Raw genomic sequence first — 16,331 nt, forward strand, 5'->3', positions numbered from 1 at the left:
ATATCTTATAGGCCGAGCATACGGCGATTGGCGGCGTCATCGGTGCCGCCGGATGCGAAATCGTCAAATGCCTTGTCGGTGACGCGGATGATGTGCGCCTTGACAAACTCCGCGCCTTCACGCGCTCCATCTTCAGGATGCTTCAGCGCGCATTCCCATTCGACAACGGCCCAACCGTCAAAGTCATTTGCGGCCATCTTGGAGAATACCGCGCCAAAATCCACCTGCCCGTCACCGAGCGAGCGGAAGCGGCCTGCACGGTTGACCCAGCCCTGATAGCCGCCATAGACACCCTGCCGCCCGGTCGGATTGAATTCCGCATCCTTGACGTGGAACATCTTGATGCGGTCCTTGTAGATGTCGATATTGTCGAGATAATCGAGGCACTGCAGGACATAATGCGACGGGTCGTAAAGCATGTTGGCCCGCGGGTGATTTTTGACCTGCTCCAGAAACATCTCGAAGGTCACACCATCGTGCAGGTCTTCGCCGGGATGGATTTCATAGCATATATCGACGCCGTGTTCGTCAGCGTGATCGAGGATCGGCTTCCAGCGTCGGGCGAGTTCCCCAAATGCTGTTTCCACCAGACCAGCAGGACGCTGCGGCCACGGGTAGACAAACGGCCAGGCCAGCGCGCCGGAGAAGGTTGCATGCGCGCCGATGCCGAGATTGCGCGAGGCGCGGATCGCCATCTTTACCTGCTCGACCGCCCAAGCCTGACGCGCCTTGGGATTGCCGCGTACTTCCGGTACTGCGAAACCGTCGAAAGCTTCATCATAGGCGGGATGCACAGCAACGAGCTGGCCCTGCAAGTGGGTCGAAAGCTCCGTGACTTCGACGCCGTTCTGGCGAGCGACCCCGGCGAATTCGTCGCAATAATCCTTCGATTCAGAAGCCTTTTTCAGATCGATCAGTTGGCTGGCCCATGTGGGAACCTGCACCCCGGCATAGCCTTTTTCGGCAGCCCATTTGGTGATGCCATCCCATGTGTTGAACGGCGCTTCATCGCCTGCAAACTGCCCAAGAAAAATCCCGGGGCCCTTGATCGTCTTCATCAAATTTCTCCTGAATCTGCCCGGACCCCGCCATCAACCGGCATCGAGCAATTTGAGAGCGCGCTTCGCGCTGCATATCGGGAATGAAAAGAAAAACCGTGCGCCTGCCCAGACAGGCGCACGGTATTCAAGCACCTTAGAACGGCGAATCCGGGAAATAGAAATCCTTCGCATTGTCCTTGGTGACGAGCGTTGCATCGAGGATGTAGCTGCCGCTCACAGGAATCTGGTCATAGAAATGACCGGCGGCGAGTTCCATGGCAGTTGAAACCATTGCTGGCGGATAGAGCACATCAACCGGCACAAGCTTGTCGCCATCCATCACCTTCTTGATCATATCCTTGGAGCCTGCACCGCCCACAACATACTGGATGTCGCTGCGGTTGGCCTGCTTGATGGCTTCGAGAACGCCGACAAGCATGTCGTCATCCTGTGCCCAGACCACATCAATCTTCGGATATTTGGTCAGGAAGTCCTGCATGACACGGAAAGCATCGTCGCGGTTCCAGTTACCATACTGGCGATCCAGAACCTTCACGTTAGAGCCTTCAATGCCCTTGTCGAAACCGTCCTGACGCTGCTGATCGATCGGGATCGGCAGGCCGCGAATGACGACGACCTGGGCATCGGGCGTGGTCTTCTTGATATATTCACCGGCCACCTGTCCAAGCGCCGGGTTGTTACCGGCCACGTAGAGATCGCGGATGGAATTGTCGTTGCTGCTTGGTGCGCGGTCGACCAGAGCGACAAAGGTTCCCTTGTCCTTGATTTCCTTGATGGCGTTGACGAGCGGATCGGGATCGGTCGGCAGAACAACCAGCCCGTCGAGGCCCTGAACGGCCAGATCCTGCAACGCATTGGCCTGCGATGCCGCATCGGGCGACGTCTTGACGATGACGTTGAGGCCCGGATGCTCAGCCATCAGAAGCTTCGCCACGCGTTCGGCATGATAGACGACGCCTGCCGTCCAGCCATGATCGGCCGCCGGGATCGACACGCCGATCGTCACTTTCTTGTCCTGTGCGCTTGCTGCGCTGCCAAAGGCAAGCGCACCCGCCGTCAAGGCGGCGAAAGCAAGCTTCATCAAATTCCCTCGCATAGTCTTCCTCCCAGTAAACACGGGGCTCTCATTCCTCTCTGGCTGGAATCGCCCCAACAATTCCGCCAATCCTTAAAGCGCGTCGCATTTTATCGTACTCGTATGACACGCTTTAAGCTTTTGTTTTCATGCATGTCTTCATCCCAAAACCGGTTCCCACTTTTGGGAGACATGCATTAGACCTATCTTCGCGACAGCGAACGCTGCACCAGCATGGCGATAATGATGATCGCGCCCTGAATGGCTCCGAGCAGATATTCGCTGACGAAGTTCGACAGGATCATGATGTTTCCGATTATCTCCAGAATGAATGCGCCGCAGATCGTGCCCCAAATACGGCCCACGCCGCCGCGCAAAGCTGTTCCGCCAACAACGACGGCGGTAATCGCCTGCAGTTCCCACATCAGGCCGGTCGTGGCCGAGGTAGAACCCAGACGCGGCACATAAAGAAGCACGGCCACAGCGACGCAAAGGCCCTGAATGATGAAGGCGATAGTGCGCACTTTCTTGACGGAAATGCCGGAATAGCGTGCTACATCCTCGTTCGATCCGACTGCAATGACATGGTGGCCATAGCGGGTCCGATAAAGGACGAATGCCGCAAGCGCTGCCGTCACGAAAATCACGATAACCGGCACCGGCACGCCAAGAATGGAACCAAAATAGGCCGGGCGATAAAGCGCCTGAATGTCCGGATTGCGCAAGGTGATCGCGCCACCTTGCGACAACCATGTGGTGAGACCACGATAGATGCCCATAGTGCCGAGCGTGGCGATAAATGGCTCGATGCCGCCAACCGTCGTTATCAGGCCATTCAACAGGCCGCAGGCTGCACCGACAATCAGCGCCAGCATCACGGCCGCAATCAGCATCATCACCGGATCGGCAATCACTCCACTATTCATGAACAGGATCATGATACTGGCGACAAATGCCACCATTGCACCCACGGACAGGTCGAGCCCGCCGGATGAAATCACATAGGTGGCACCAAGCGCGATAATGGCGATAAAAGCGCTACGCGTTGCGACATTGAGAAGATTGTCGATGCTGATGAAGTTCGGGTTGGCAATCGTGCCCAGAACAAGCAGCAGGGCGAGCGCTATGAACGGGGCAATTGCCCGCAGATCCCAATCCTTGGACGTCCTCGCCACTGAGCTTTTATCGGTCGCAACCTGTGTCATCTACTTCCCACTTTATTGTTTTTATGCGGCATTTTCGGCTTCAACGCCGGTTGCAAGCACGACGATGTGATGTTCCGTCATGCGGTCGCCTGTCACCTCACCGGCAATCCGCCCTTCCCGCATCACGACGATGCGGTCGCAGATACCGATCAGTTCCGGCATTTCCGACGAAACCACGATGATCGATTTCCCCTCATCGGCCAGATTGGCGATGAACTGATAAATCTGTTCCTTCGTGCCGACATCGATGCCGCGTGTCGGTTCATCGATGATGACGATGGACGGATCGAGCATCATCATCTTGGCAAGCAAAAGCTTCTGCTGGTTGCCTCCCGAAAGCTGGCCTGCCAGAATGTCCTTGCGGCCTGTGCGAATATCGAACTCGCGGATTGCATCATCAAGTGCAGTGCGTTCCCGGTTGCGGTCGATCTGCAAACCGCTCACGAATTTCTTCAATGAAGCTAGCGTGAGATTGACGCCCAGGTCCTTGGACAGAAGCAGCCCTTTGCCCTTCCGGTCCTCGCTGAGATAAACGATCCCCGCCTTCTGGCTTTCATGCGCATTGCGGAAATGAACCGGCTTGCCATTGTGGCGTGCATCCCCCTTACCGGGTCGCAGACCGACGATCCCTTCCATCAGCTCCGTGCGTCCGGCGCCGACCAGACCGGCAAAGCCGAGTATCTCGCCCCGGTTGAGATGGAAGCTCGCATTCTGCACGTAGCCGGGTACGTTAAAGTTATCGACTTCGAGAATGGCAGCGTTGTCATGCTGGCTTGCGCGGTCAGGATAAAGCTTTGAAACGTCACGACCGACCATCAGCCGGGCCATGTCCGATGGCTGCAATTCCGAAGACAGATGTGCTGAAACAAGCTTGCCGTCGCGAAGCACAGTCACACGATCGGATATTTCCTTCACTTCCGGCAGGCGGTGCGAGATATAGAGAACTGCAACGCCCTTGGCGCGAATGTCGCGAATGACTTTCAGCAGCGCTTCCGTCTCAAACGGTGTCAGCGAAGCGGTCGGTTCGTCAAAAATCACCACACGATGCGGCACCAGCAACACGCGGGCGATCTGCACCAACTGGCGCTGCGCAATCGACAGGGAGCCGACAACCGCATCCGGATCGATATCGGCGCCCAGATCACGAATGGCCTTGCGCGCACCTTCGCGCATCGATTTATCATCGACAACCAGTCCACGGTTAAGCTCGCGACCAAGATAGATGTTCTGCGCGACGGTCAGATCGGGTGCGAGGAGAATTTCCTGATGCACCAGCACAATGCCCTGCGCTTCGGCCTCCACTGGCCCCGAGAAAGTAACCGGCTTGCCGTCGATGCGGATTTCTCCGCTCGTAGGACGCTCATTGCCTGCAAGCAACTTCATCAGCGTCGATTTCCCGGCTCCATTCTCGCCGATGATCGCATGGACTTCGCCGCCGAAAATGCGCAAATCGATATTTTTCAGAACCTGAACAGGACCGAATGATTTGGAAAGCGACACAGCCTCCAGCAGTGCTGGCCTGTCATCTTTGCCCGGCACACTCATGCGCAGCCGCCCACTGCGAGCTGCCGCATTTTGTGCTTGTTGAACACACTCTTCCCCGATGCTTTCGCCGATACTTCTGGCTGCACGTGAACTCCTCCCAAAGCGTCACGATAAAAAGCTTAGCTTTCGTTTTGAGGTACGTAAAGCAAAATATGCACTCCAAGGTGTTATCAAACCGGAGGAGCCCTGACCTTACAAGGCTTCTGCCGTTAAACAGAAAGGTTCCGATCAATCATCCTGATGGATCGGTTCATCGACAAATGTACCGCCCTGATAGACCGCGAGTGCTGAATCCGGCGCTGGTCGCGGCGTTGTCTTCTCCAGCTCGACCCGGAAACGTTCCGCATTGTCCTTGGGGTGCCAGCCGAGAAAACGGGCATGGTTGTTGTCCCACCACACCGAATCGTTGTTCGAAACACCCCAGATAACGGGACATCCCAGCATCGGCGCCCGGAAAACACAGTCAATCAGACCGGCGAAATCGTCATATGACATCCAGGTCGAAAGCATGCGATGATTGCGCGGCTCCTCAAAACAGGAGCCGATACGAACGATTGCCGTCTCCTGACCGAACTTGTCATGATACATGCTGGCAATGGACTCGCCGAAGCATTTTGAAATGCCGTAAAGACCGTCTGGACGTGTGGGCGCCTTTGCGTCGATATATTCGTCCTGTCTATAGAAACCGATCGTATGGTTTGAGCTGGCAAAAATGATACGCGGACGGCCATGCGCCCGCGCGGCTTCATACAGATTGTACATCCCGACGATATTTGCGTTGAGTATCTTGCTGAAAGACGCCTCGGTCGAAATACCACCGAGATGCAGAATACCGTCGCAACCTTCGACAAGACGCATGACTGCATCCATATCGCCGAGGTCACATTGAACCAGCTCTTCATTGAGTTTGGCTTTGCCGAGATCGGCAACGTCGGACAGGCGCAGCAGCTCGGCTTTGCCGGCCAGTTTATCTCGCATTACGCGCCCGAGTCCGCCCGCAGCACCGGTAATCAGAAGTCTTTTCACGAAAATCTCCAATCGGACGGGATAGGGCAAAATTCGACCGTTCGGCTTGTGGGCGTCAGAGCCCTCGTGAACGGTTATCTTAAGGATGGAAAAGCAGCGTCCCCTCCCAGGTACGTCGCCGAGACAACCATCATACATGTCCAAAAATGACGGTCAACGCCGACACAGACGGCAACCTATCGCTTCCGACGACGATACGGAAGATCACTGATCCGGTAACAGGCTAGTAAGATTATCGATGAGCGGCGACCGGTTGTTCTTCATCGAAACCAGCCCCAGCCGAGCCAGAAGCGGCTCGCCTTCGATTGGACGGTAAGTCACTCCGGCCAGCTTGATCTGGGCAATGGCAGCGGGAACAATCGAAACGCCAAGATCGGCAGCGACAAGGTTTACGACCGACGGCATCTGCGGTGCTTCCTGCGCCACGATCATTTCAAAGCCTGCATTCCGACAAGCCTCAACCACATCGTCGTAAAGACTCAGCCCCACAATACGCGGGAAAAGCACGAAAGCCTCGTTTGCCAATGCTGAAATTGGCAATTTGGGGTGAACTGCAAGCGGATGATGGCTCGGCAGGGCGATCAGCATCGGCTCATCAGCCAGCCGTTTCATGCGCACATCCTTGGGGTTTTCCAAACCGGGTCGGATGAAGGCGGCGTCCACTTCCCCCCTGACCAGCTTTTCCATCAGAAGATGGCTGTTCATCTCCGTCAGGGTCAGCCGGACATCGGGCCATCTGGCGCGAAATTTACGGATCGTGCCACTGACGACCGGATTGAAGGCAGACGAAGCGGTAAAGCCCAATGCCAGCCTGCCGGTTTCTCCCCGTGCCGCGCCTTGCGCTGCGAGCTTCGCCTTCTCGGCGGCGGCAAGAGAAGCCTTCGCTTCACCGAGGAAAGCTGTTCCTGCTGCGGTCAGTTCGGCTCCATGCGGCACGCGATAAAACAGCGCAACACCGATCTCGTTTTCGAGGTCGCGTATCTGCTGGCTGAGCGGTGGCTGGCCGATACCGAGCTTCGCAGCCGCGCGTGTAAAATTGCCCTCTTCGGCCACAGCCAGAAAATAACGCAGATGACGCAGTTCCATCGCCATATCCAAAAGCTATCGTAATTGTCACTTCCATATATTGGACAAATGAAGCGTCTTTGACTAGATCAAAAAGCGGGAGGATTTGAAAAGGCAAAGTCATGTCACGCCTCGCAGAACGCAGCCTCGACAGCGTCAGAACACCGGAAAGCCAGCTCAAGCTCGTTTCAGCTCCCACGGCAACCGAACAGAAAAATTATCTCGTCAAGGGCACGCCGGCATTCCGCAATGCGAGCATCGCGCTGTTCCTGTCCGGCTTTGCGACCTTCTCCCTGCTTTACTGCGTCCAGCCGCTGATGCCGCTTTTCGCGCATGATTTTAACATCACGCCTGCGGCCAGTTCCTTATCGCTTTCCGTTTCGACAGGCTTTCTCGCCTTTGCAATTTTCGGTGCTGCCGTCGTATCTGAGCGCTTCGGACGCAGGACACTGATGTTCGTCTCGCTCCTCGGCTCAGCACTTTGCACGATAGCCAGTGCATTGGTGCCGGACTGGCATATGCTGCTCGTCATCCGTGCCCTGCAGGGCCTGCTGCTTGGCGGCGTGCCTGCGGTCGCCATGACCTATCTGGCGGAAGAAATCGACCCGCGCGGCCTTGGCGCTTCAATGGGCCTTTATATTGCTGGCAATGCATTCGGCGGCATGGCGGGCCGTGTCATTGCCGGAACGCTCGCAGAGTATTTCTCCTGGCGCGTCGGCCTGGCAGGTATGGGCCTGCTGGGACTAGCCGCATCCATTGGTTTCCTCCTCCTGCTGCCCGCCTCGCAGAACTTCGTCCCGCGTCCCGGCTTCAATGCACGGTTTCACCTCGGCGCGTGGATCGGTCACATCCGCAACCCGGCCTTGCCACTGCTCTTTGCCATTGGCTTTCTCGTGATGGGTTCATTCGTCACCATCTATAACTATATCGGTTTCCGCCTCGTGACGGCGCCTTATAGCCTCAGCCAGACAGCGCTCGGCGCCATTTTCACGGTCTATCTGTTCGGCATTGCAGCTTCATGGCTTGCTGGCAGAATGGGCGACAGGCTCGGCTATTTCACCGTGCTTCCCATCGGGCTTGCCATACAGGCTGCGGGCTGTCTTCTGACCCTCTTTGCACCGCTGCCTGTCATCATTGTGGGTATCATCCTCGTGACAGTCGGCTTCTTCGTCAGCCATTCGGTCGCCAGCGCTCTGGTCGGTCGACTGGCACTCCACACAAAGGGACATGCGTCATCGCTCTATCTGCTCGCCTACTATCTCGGCTCCAGTGTTGCCGGTGCAGCGGGCGGCTATTTCTGGGTTGCGGATGGATGGTCTGCGGTTGCCGAATTCACCTTTGTCATGCTTGCCATTGCGTTCGCAGCGGCACTGGGTGCAGCCCGCCTGTCAAGCCGGAACTGAGATTGGACAAAAAGATAAAATTTTATGGAACCATCTTCATTCCAGAGCGTTCATGCGGCTCGGAAGGAGAATGATTGCATGCAAATTGTCGATGCTCTGGTCAAAAGATGCGGCAAGGAAAATTCCTATCAGGTAGAATTCATCGGTGAAGATGGCGAAACTGTTTGCGTATCCTTCCGCCACGATTCCGAGGAAGAGCTGAGCCACCATGACGCCATTGCGAGCGCGCTTGCCAAGATGGCGCCGCTCACAGCTTATGGTGCAGCGTTCATCAGCATCCTGTCGGCCAACAAGTTGAACACGGCCGCCACAGCGGCCTGATAAGTTCCAATAGGAAAGCCCTGCGCTCCAGCCGGAGCGCAGGCTTTTTTTGTGTCTCTTGATCTGCCTTTTTGAACCGCTTTGGGATTGATATCCTTCTGAAAATTGCCTAGCTGCTTGACAGGAGCGAAGCAATTGACGGAGGTTCGGACATGAGCGAATTGGCCGACTGGTTATCGGACACACATCCGGTCACACGAAAGAATGCGGCTGAAGTTGTATTCGACGATATTCGCTCGGCCATCACATCCGGTCGCCTTGCCGTGGGCACCCGCCTGCCCTCTGAAACTCAACTCGCTGGCCGGTTCGGTGTCAGCCGCCCAATCGTGCGCGAGGCGCTGCGGTCACTACAGACACTGGGCCTCACCCAGACCCGAACAGGTAGTGGCACCTACGTCCTGAATGCTTCCCCCGCGAGCGAACTGAATTATGGCGGCTATTCCGCGCGTGATCTGATCGAGGCACGCCCGTTCATCGAAGTGCCGGCGGCAGGCTGGGCAGCCTTACGACGCAGCGCCGAACAACTCGCCAACCTGCTTGAACTTTGCGACAAGATGGACCGCCAGACGGACCCACAGAAATGGGAATTGCTCGATTCCGAATTTCACTGCGCGATTGCCGAGGCTTCCGGAAACACGGTCTTCTCCAAGATTGTCGCTGATGCCCGCGAGGCGCTGATCCAGCAATCTGAACTCGTCAACCTGATGTCTGGCCGCCGCGAAGCTTCGAATGTCGAACATCGCCTGATTGTCGAAGCTATTGAGGCGGGATCGGAAGCTGATGCCCGCGCTGCAATGGAAGCGCATCTGAGCAAAGTCAAGACTGCTGTAACGACGATCATCGGCAAGGATGAGGTCTGACACCACAATTGCAGGACCACTGCTTTACACAGGATTCGCGCAGATTATTCATGCCAATCCGGCTTGGCGCGGCATTTTCATGCCAGATAAGCACAAGCCGGTAACACTTTATTCCTGCTGATTTTTTCCCTGCCAGCCTATTTCCGAAATGCATGCGATGCTTCTCATTTGAAGCCGAATACTTGACGCGCGTTCTGCGATATGCGTTAAAATCGGCTTCAAAATCTGTCATGCAGCTTTACAGAATTCCCATCAAATAGGGATGAATTCCATACCCTCATTGAATGACCGGCGGCGCGCCCTAATTGGCCTTTCACGCCGAACGGTCGCCTGTCGAAACCGCGCCCTCAGGGAGGAGCAATGCCGATCGAAACCATGAAAGCCACCCCGGCCGAACGCGAAGTGTTCGTTGAAGAGGACCGCGGTTATCACAAGGCCCTGAAACCGAGGCAGATCCAGATGATCGCCATCGGCGGCGCGATCGGTACCGGACTCTTTCTCGGTGCAGGCGGACGCCTCGCAATGGCAGGTCCGGCCCTGGTCTTCGTCTATGCCCTCTGCGGCTTCTTTGCCTTTCTGGTGCTGCGTGCACTGGGCGAGCTGATCATGCATCGCCCCAGCTCCGGTTCCTTCGTCTCCTATGCCCGCGAATTCTACGGTGAGAAACTGGCGTTCGTGGCAGGCTGGATGTACTGGCTCAACTGGGCCATGACGTCGGTGGCAGACGTAACGGCTGTTGCGCTCTACATGAATTTCTTCAAGCATTATGTGCCGTGGCTGCAAGGCATTGACCAATGGGTGTTCGCACTGACGGCCCTTGTCATCGTGTTGTCGATGAACCTTCTGTCGGTGAAAGTGTTTGGCGAGCTGGAATTCTGGTTCAGTCTCGTCAAGGTCATTGCGCTCGTGACCTTTCTGGTTGTCGGCATTTACTTCGTTGTTTCCGGCACGCCGATTGACGGTCATTCGGCTGGCTTCAGCATCATCACGGATAGCGGAGGCCTTTTCCCGAACGGCATATTGCCTGCATTCATCATCATACAGGGTGTGGTTTTCGCTTATGCATCCATCGAGTTGCTGGGCACCACAGCGGGAGAAACCGAAGACCCGCGTAAGGTCATGCCCCGCGCAATCCGCACCGTGGTCTTCCGCCTTCTCGTCTTTTATGTAGGTTCTGTTCTGCTGCTCTCGCTGCTTCTTCCCTACACAGCCTATTCTGCTGGCGAGAGCCCGTTTGTGACCTTCTTCGGCAAGATCGGCGTCGAAGGTGCGGATATCATCATGAACCTCGTCGTCCTGACCGCGGTTCTGTCGTCGCTGAATGCCGGGCTTTATTCCACCGGGCGCATCCTGCACTCCATGGCCATTTCCGGCTCGGCGCCAGCCTCACTGGCCAAGATGAACAAGAACGGCGTTCCCTATATGGGCATCGCGGTTACCGCTGTCGTCACTGTCATCGGTGTTGTTCTCAATGCTGTCGTGCCTGCGGCAGCCTTTGAAATCGCGCTTAATCTCTCCGCGCTCGGCATCATCACGGCATGGGGCGTCATCGTCCTTTGCCAGCTGAAACTTTGGCATCTTGCGCGTCGCGGCGAAATCGTGCGCCCGGATTTCCGCATGTTCGGTGCACCTTACACCGGCATCCTCACACTCGCATTCCTGCTTGGCGTGCTTGTCCTGATGGCACTCGACTATCCAGTCGGCACATGGACGATTGCTTCGCTGGTAATCATCGGCCCTGCCCTCATCCTCGGCTGGTATATGATGCGTGAACGCATCCATCGACTTGCTACCGAACGTGCTGTAGACGCCAGCATTCCCGGTAAGTGAGAGGATTCGGAAATATGACGCTTGCAAAGCCTTCCATAGCGGTGATCGCCACTGGCGGCACCATCGCCAGCAAGCGCGGGGAAGACGGAGCAAGCACACCGGTCCTGTCCGGTGAAGATCTGCTGGAGTTCGTACCGGGCCTTGAAGCGGAGCTTCGCCCGGTCGACCTGATGGCGAAGGATTCTGCAAGCCTCACCCTTTCCGACATGCAGCGCATCAGCGATGCCGTCGGTTCCTGCCTCAAGGATGGCGACATCGACGGCATCGTCGTCCTGCACGGAACGGATGCCATGGAAGAAACGGCGCTGCTGGTGCATCTGCAGCGTCGCATCAGCAAACCCGTGATTTTCACCGGAGCACAGTTTACCGCCGACCACCCGCAGGCGGATGGGCCGGAAAATCTCGCCGCCGCCATTCGGCTTGCCTGCGATCCGGCCAATGCCGAGAAAGGCGTCCTTATTGCCTTCGGCGGACGGATCATACCGGCTTGGGGGGCATACAAGTTCAACAGCGACAGCGCCGACGCCTTCCGCTCTGCACGTATGATGCAGATCCAGAGCCCGACGCTTCCAGCCCCTGTCGGTGACCGCCGGATCGACACGATTGCCATTTATCCCGGCTGCGATGCCCTCCACATAGAAGCGAGCATTGCAGCCGGTGCCAGCGGCATCGTTCTTGCAGCGCTCGGTTCGGGCAATACCACACCCTGCGTTGTCGAAGCTGTCCGCGAATGCTCGCGCCGCAATGTTCCCGTTGCAGTTTCAAGCCGCGTACCGGAAGGCCTGTTGACACCCGGCTATGGCGGCGGTGGCGGCGGATATGATCTTGGCGAAGCTGGAGCCATTCACGCACATACGCTTCGCCCCGGTCAGGCTCGCATCCTGCTTGCCGCATTGATCGCCAGCGGTAGTTCCAAGGATGCAATGATCCGCGCTTTCAGCGACGACGGATAAGCAGGTCAGCCCGGAAACTGGCGGTAGCATTCTTCCGCCACCTGCCGCAGGCGTTCGCGCGAAATCTCGCCGCTTACTGCATAACCAAGATCGCTGTCGATCCAGTAGAAAGTTTCGACACCATCGCTTGAAGCAAAACGGAAGCTCGTATCGCGGTTATCCGGATTGCGGCCGACGATCACCGAAAGCCGTTTTCCAGCCTCGTCCTCATACATGAAGAAGGCGCCCGCCTTGCCGTCAACCGGCAACAAACGCCCACCGACAAGCTGGAAACCAAGCGAGCGGAGATCGGGAACGCGGAGATCGGGTATATCAAGCCGCTTGCCAAGCCATGTCGCCAGATGCGCCTCTTCATTGGAAAACACCTCGACCGGATGCCGCACTTCGCTGGCATAGATGAGATACGCCGCCTGGGCTTGCTGCGGCAGGGTTTGCGCACTCGCTATTTGCGGCTCGGCTTCCGCAAGCAGGCGCGAACCTGCAAAGCCGCCTGCGCCACCGATCAGCAAGGCTGCCAGAACCGCTGCTGCAACGGCCCCGCGATAGGTTCGCGACTGGCGTATCCCCGCTGAGCGGATCAATGCGGGATCGTCATTCTTCGCCTTGGCATAACCGGAAAAGAGTTGCCTGATGCCTTCGTTCTGACTGCGCCACTCGGCAACCAGCGCCTCCTGCTCGGGGTTGTTCTCAAGAAGCCCAGCAATGCGCGCATGTTCCGCATCGGACAATTGCCCGTCGACAAAGCCAAGCAGTTCCGCTTCGGTTATGGGAGAATTGCGTTCTGTCATCAGTTTCTCCGAAGCGTTACGATATTCGAACCGCTCATATGTTCGGCAAGGCGATGTCTTGCCCGTGAAAGCCGCGACATGACGGTTCCGACAGGTATGCCCAGCATTTCTGCCGCTTCGCCATAGCTGTAGCCTTCAACAACGATAAGCATCAGCACCGCGCGGTTATCTTCCGGCAGGGAGTTGATCGCCTCTTCAAGCTGCTGCAACTGGAACGGATCGGTTTCCGTCGCCGCGACACTGACATTTTCCGCAGCATCCAGCGTTTCATGTCGGGTCCGGGCGCGGCTTTTGTAGCCATTGCGGTAAAGATTGGTCATCATCGTGAGTATCCACCCACGCAGATTGAGACCACGCCACTGGCCGCGCCGCGACAGCGCCTTCGCCACGCAATCCTGCAAAAGGTCCTCGCCTTCGGCATCGGACTTGGCAAGGCTGCGCGAATAACGCCGCATGACCGGCAGGAGGGCCAGAAGCTGGCCCTCGAAACTTTCGGGAGCGGGATGGCTCACATCGGCCTCATGGCTTTGCGGCGTGCCAGACTCCATTGACGCCGTCTCCGGTGACATCGCCGGGCTTCTTGTCCTTCACCCAGTAATAGAGCGGCATTCCGTCTTTCGCCCATTGCTCGCTGCCATCCTTGCGCTTGACCAGCGTATATGCGCCGGAAGCCTTTGCTCCCTTCATCGCCATGAAGGGCGGCCAGTTCTTGGCGCAAGTATCATAGCAGCTGGATTCACCCTTGCTATCCTTGTCGAAAGTGTAGAGCGTCATGTCTTTGGCGCCTGCCAGAACCTGCCCTTTCGAGCTTTCCATCGTCTTGACGGATGGCGCGGCCAGCGCGGCTGACGCCGCCACTGTAGCGATTGCCAGTACGGACATAAAACCAAACGTTTTCATGATCTGCCTCACGGGGTTCCAATCGCGACATGCGATATGGAGATAAGACAATCGACGACCGCGATTTATTCCCGAAGCCGCAAATATTTTTCCGTTCCAGCATCAGAGTGCCATCAAACCCATTGATTAGCAGGCTCTAAATATTATATATAGCTACACATATAATAGATAGCTATACAATGTCTCAGTCAAAACATGATCTCGAAGCGGCTTTCACAATGGAGCTTTCCACGGCCGCGCGCAAAATGCGTAACCTGTTCGATTCCCGCGTCCGGGAACGCGGGCTGACGCTGGCACGTGCCCGCGTGCTCCTGCTTCTCGCCCAGCAGCGCGACTGGAACCAGCGCGAGTTGGCAGATGCTCTGGAAATCGAGCACCCTTCCGTGGTGCGCCTTCTGGATGGGCTTGAAAAGCAGGGATTGATCTATCGCGCCGCAGTTGAAAGCGATCGCCGCGCGAAACGTATCGAGCTGACGGGTGAGGCGCAGGCGCAGGTGCGCGAGTTGCAGGAAATCACCCGCAACATCCGCTCCGAACTGCTGCAGCGCATAGACCGGCCGACACTGGAAGCAGCCCTTACTGTTCTTCAGGAAATCAGCCAGACGGTGGAAACGACACTCGCGGGGAAAGACCGCTAGAACCATGTCGGAAGAAGACAAAGATCAGCAAGGACAACAGGCTTCCCCGGCAAGCCAACCGGCTGCAACGCCTGCCGTTCCGCATATGCCGGTTTACATGTCCGCTATCTACATCGCCGCGTCTGTTCTAATGTGGTCGACGCGCGGTCTCAGTATGTATTTCATCTCGGCCAACACGCAGCAGATACAGGGATCACTCGGCGCAACGCTGACGGAAACCTCGTGGCTTATCGCAGCCTATATGGCTCCCTATGCCAGCCTGACGATCCTTCTCATCAAGATACGCACCCAGTTCGGTCTGCGTCGCTTTGCGGAAATCGCGATTGCCGTTTTCCTGATTTCTTCCCTGCTGCATCTGCTTGTCTATGATATCTGGTCGGCGATCCCGATCCGCTTCATTGCGGGCGCTGCTGCGGCGCCGATCTCGACCATCGGCTTTCTTTACATGCTCGAAGCCTTTCCGCCCGCCAAAAAAATGACTTGGGGCCTCAGCCTTGCGCTCACCTGTTCGGCTGCAGCAGGCCCACTGGCGCGTGTCATCTCACCGCTACTTTTCGATATCGGCCAATGGCAGCAGCTCTATATGGTCGAAATCGGCCTGTCGCTCGCAGCCTTCGCCGTCGTCTATATCCTGCCGATGACACAAGCGCCGCGTGCAAAAGTGTTGCACTGGCTGGATTTCGTCGCTTACGGACTGATTGCCATCGGCTTTGGGCTTCTCGCGGTCGTACTGGTTCAGGGCAAGAACTATTGGTGGTTCGAAGCCCCCTGGATCGGCATATGTCTGGCGATCTCAATCGCTGTTCTTGCCTGCGCTGCCGCAATCGAACTCAACCGCGAGCAGCCGCTGATGAACCTGCATTGGCTGTTCCAACCGGAAATCCTGCGCTTCACGCTGATCCTCTTCATATTCCGCATCGTGCTTGCCGAGCAGACAACCGGTGCGGTCGGCCTCTTTCAGGCATTCGGCCTGCAGGACGGCCAGAGCCGTGGCCTTTATCTCGTCATTCTCGCTGCATCCTTGGCGGGGGGCATTACCTGCGGCATGTGGATGAAGCTTGAACGCGTATCGTTCATCTTCGGGCTGGCGCTGGTCTTCATCGCGGTCGGTGCCTTTCTGGACAGCCATGCCACAAACCTGACCCGCCCGCACAACGCCTATCTCAGTCAGGGCCTGATAGCCTTCGGCGGCGCCCTGTTCCTGCCCCCGGCCATGCTTGCCGGCATCACCAAGGCGCTGAAACAGGGACCGACCTACATGACGAGTTTCATCGTCATCTTCCTGTTCACGCAGAACATCGGCGGTCTTATCGGCTCTGCCGTGTTCAGCACATTCATCGCGATCCGCGAAAAGTATCATTCCGCCTATCTGGTGGAGCAACTGGTTATGTCCAACCCCGTCGTCGCCCAGCGCGTTCAGGCGCTCTCCGGCACCTATGCAAAGGTTCTGGCTGATCAGGGACTGACGAAGGCCGAAGGGCTGGCGCTTCTCGGACAACAGGTCACCAAGGAAGCGACGGTGCTGTCCTATAACGATGCTTTTCTCGCAATCTCCGTCATTGCGGGCCTCTCGCTCGTTTGCCTGATCGCCTATCGCTTCTATGAAAACATGCACACCCACCATAACGCTACGGTGGCTGGTTAAATCGACGAGTATTTGA

Annotated in this window: 16 protein-coding genes; 7 read left to right on the plus strand and 9 right to left on the minus strand. The window is 56.9% G+C overall.

Annotated features, from left to right (window positions below; all coding sequences use genetic code 11):
- Nucleotides 1-5: 5 nt before the first annotated feature.
- The 6 genes from OHI65_RS00740 to OHI65_RS00765 all read right to left on the minus strand — a co-directional run bounded on the left by OHI65_RS00740 (nt 6) and on the right by OHI65_RS00765 (nt 6,998).
- The gene (locus OHI65_RS00740) at nt 6-1,058 is read right to left on the minus strand and encodes a sugar phosphate isomerase/epimerase family protein (RefSeq protein ID WP_264358710.1); all 1,053 of its coding nucleotides are present in this window, start codon (nt 1,056-1,058) and stop codon (nt 6-8) included.
- Between the two features lie 136 nt (nt 1,059-1,194).
- On the minus strand, nt 1,195-2,157 hold the full coding sequence (locus OHI65_RS00745) for a substrate-binding domain-containing protein (RefSeq protein ID WP_012092835.1): 963 nt from the start codon (nt 2,155-2,157) through the stop codon (nt 1,195-1,197).
- A 182-nt stretch (nt 2,158-2,339) separates the two neighbouring features.
- Nucleotides 2,340-3,341: an ABC transporter permease gene (locus OHI65_RS00750; RefSeq protein WP_264358711.1), complete on the minus strand. Its 1,002-nt coding sequence runs from the start codon at nt 3,339-3,341 to the stop codon at nt 2,340-2,342.
- 21 nt (nt 3,342-3,362) lie between these two features.
- On the minus strand, nt 3,363-4,886 hold the full coding sequence (locus tag OHI65_RS00755; RefSeq protein WP_264358712.1) for a sugar ABC transporter ATP-binding protein: 1,524 nt from the start codon (nt 4,884-4,886) through the stop codon (nt 3,363-3,365).
- A gap of 228 nt (nt 4,887-5,114) precedes the next feature.
- Nucleotides 5,115-5,912, minus strand: a complete 798-nt coding sequence (locus OHI65_RS00760; RefSeq protein ID WP_012092833.1) for an NAD-dependent epimerase/dehydratase family protein — start codon at nt 5,910-5,912, stop codon at nt 5,115-5,117.
- A gap of 204 nt (nt 5,913-6,116) precedes the next feature.
- The gene (locus OHI65_RS00765; RefSeq protein WP_125300695.1) at nt 6,117-6,998 is read right to left on the minus strand and encodes a LysR family transcriptional regulator; all 882 of its coding nucleotides are present in this window, start codon (nt 6,996-6,998) and stop codon (nt 6,117-6,119) included.
- A gap of 101 nt (nt 6,999-7,099) precedes the next feature.
- Between OHI65_RS00765 and OHI65_RS00770 the strand changes: the two genes are divergently transcribed.
- From OHI65_RS00770 to OHI65_RS00790, 5 genes are all read left to right on the plus strand, one after another.
- A complete protein-coding gene (locus OHI65_RS00770; RefSeq protein WP_125300696.1) occupies nt 7,100-8,380 on the plus strand; it encodes an MFS transporter in 1,281 nt (426 codons plus the stop codon).
- A 78-nt stretch (nt 8,381-8,458) separates the two neighbouring features.
- Nucleotides 8,459-8,701, plus strand: a complete 243-nt coding sequence (locus OHI65_RS00775; protein WP_010658600.1) for a hypothetical protein — start codon at nt 8,459-8,461, stop codon at nt 8,699-8,701.
- 152 nt (nt 8,702-8,853) lie between these two features.
- Nucleotides 8,854-9,561 (plus strand): FadR/GntR family transcriptional regulator, encoded by a 708-nt coding sequence (locus OHI65_RS00780; RefSeq protein WP_125300697.1) that lies wholly within the window; start codon nt 8,854-8,856, stop codon nt 9,559-9,561.
- 360 nt (nt 9,562-9,921) lie between these two features.
- On the plus strand, nt 9,922-11,391 hold the full coding sequence (locus tag OHI65_RS00785; protein ID WP_125300698.1) for an amino acid permease: 1,470 nt from the start codon (nt 9,922-9,924) through the stop codon (nt 11,389-11,391).
- Between the two features lie 14 nt (nt 11,392-11,405).
- Complete coding sequence (locus OHI65_RS00790; RefSeq protein WP_125300699.1) at nt 11,406-12,344, plus strand: asparaginase; 939 nt, start codon at nt 11,406-11,408, stop codon at nt 12,342-12,344.
- Between the two features lie 5 nt (nt 12,345-12,349).
- On the opposite strand, the gene OHI65_RS00795 is transcribed toward OHI65_RS00790, so the two are convergent.
- Genes OHI65_RS00795 through OHI65_RS00805 form a run of 3 tightly spaced genes read right to left on the minus strand, consistent with a single transcriptional unit; the run spans nt 12,350 to nt 14,032 of the window.
- On the minus strand, nt 12,350-13,132 hold the full coding sequence (locus OHI65_RS00795) for an anti-sigma factor family protein (RefSeq protein WP_125300700.1): 783 nt from the start codon (nt 13,130-13,132) through the stop codon (nt 12,350-12,352).
- Nucleotides 13,132-13,680 carry an RNA polymerase sigma factor gene (locus OHI65_RS00800; protein ID WP_125300701.1) on the minus strand — a complete coding sequence of 183 codons (549 nt, stop codon included), beginning with the start codon at nt 13,678-13,680 and terminating at the stop codon, nt 13,132-13,134. Before OHI65_RS00800 ends, OHI65_RS00795 begins: the two co-directional genes overlap by 1 nt.
- Nucleotides 13,652-14,032, minus strand: a complete 381-nt coding sequence (locus OHI65_RS00805) for a hypothetical protein (RefSeq protein ID WP_012092824.1) — start codon at nt 14,030-14,032, stop codon at nt 13,652-13,654. Before OHI65_RS00805 ends, OHI65_RS00800 begins: the two co-directional genes overlap by 29 nt.
- 179 nt (nt 14,033-14,211) lie before the next feature.
- Here OHI65_RS00805 and OHI65_RS00810 point away from each other — a divergent pair, with 179 nt between their 5' ends.
- Together OHI65_RS00810 and OHI65_RS00815 are read left to right on the plus strand one after the other, a co-directional pair.
- Nucleotides 14,212-14,670, plus strand: coding sequence for a MarR family winged helix-turn-helix transcriptional regulator (locus OHI65_RS00810; RefSeq protein WP_012092823.1), 459 nt, complete (start codon nt 14,212-14,214; stop codon nt 14,668-14,670).
- A 4-nt stretch (nt 14,671-14,674) separates the two neighbouring features.
- Entirely contained in the window at nt 14,675-16,315 is a 1,641-nt protein-coding gene (locus tag OHI65_RS00815; protein ID WP_125300702.1) for an MFS transporter, read from the plus strand.
- Nucleotides 16,316-16,331 lie beyond the last annotated feature (16 nt).

Source organism: Brucella sp. MAB-22 (assembly GCF_025908475.1).
Taxonomy (GTDB): domain Bacteria; phylum Pseudomonadota; class Alphaproteobacteria; order Rhizobiales; family Rhizobiaceae; genus Brucella; species Brucella anthropi.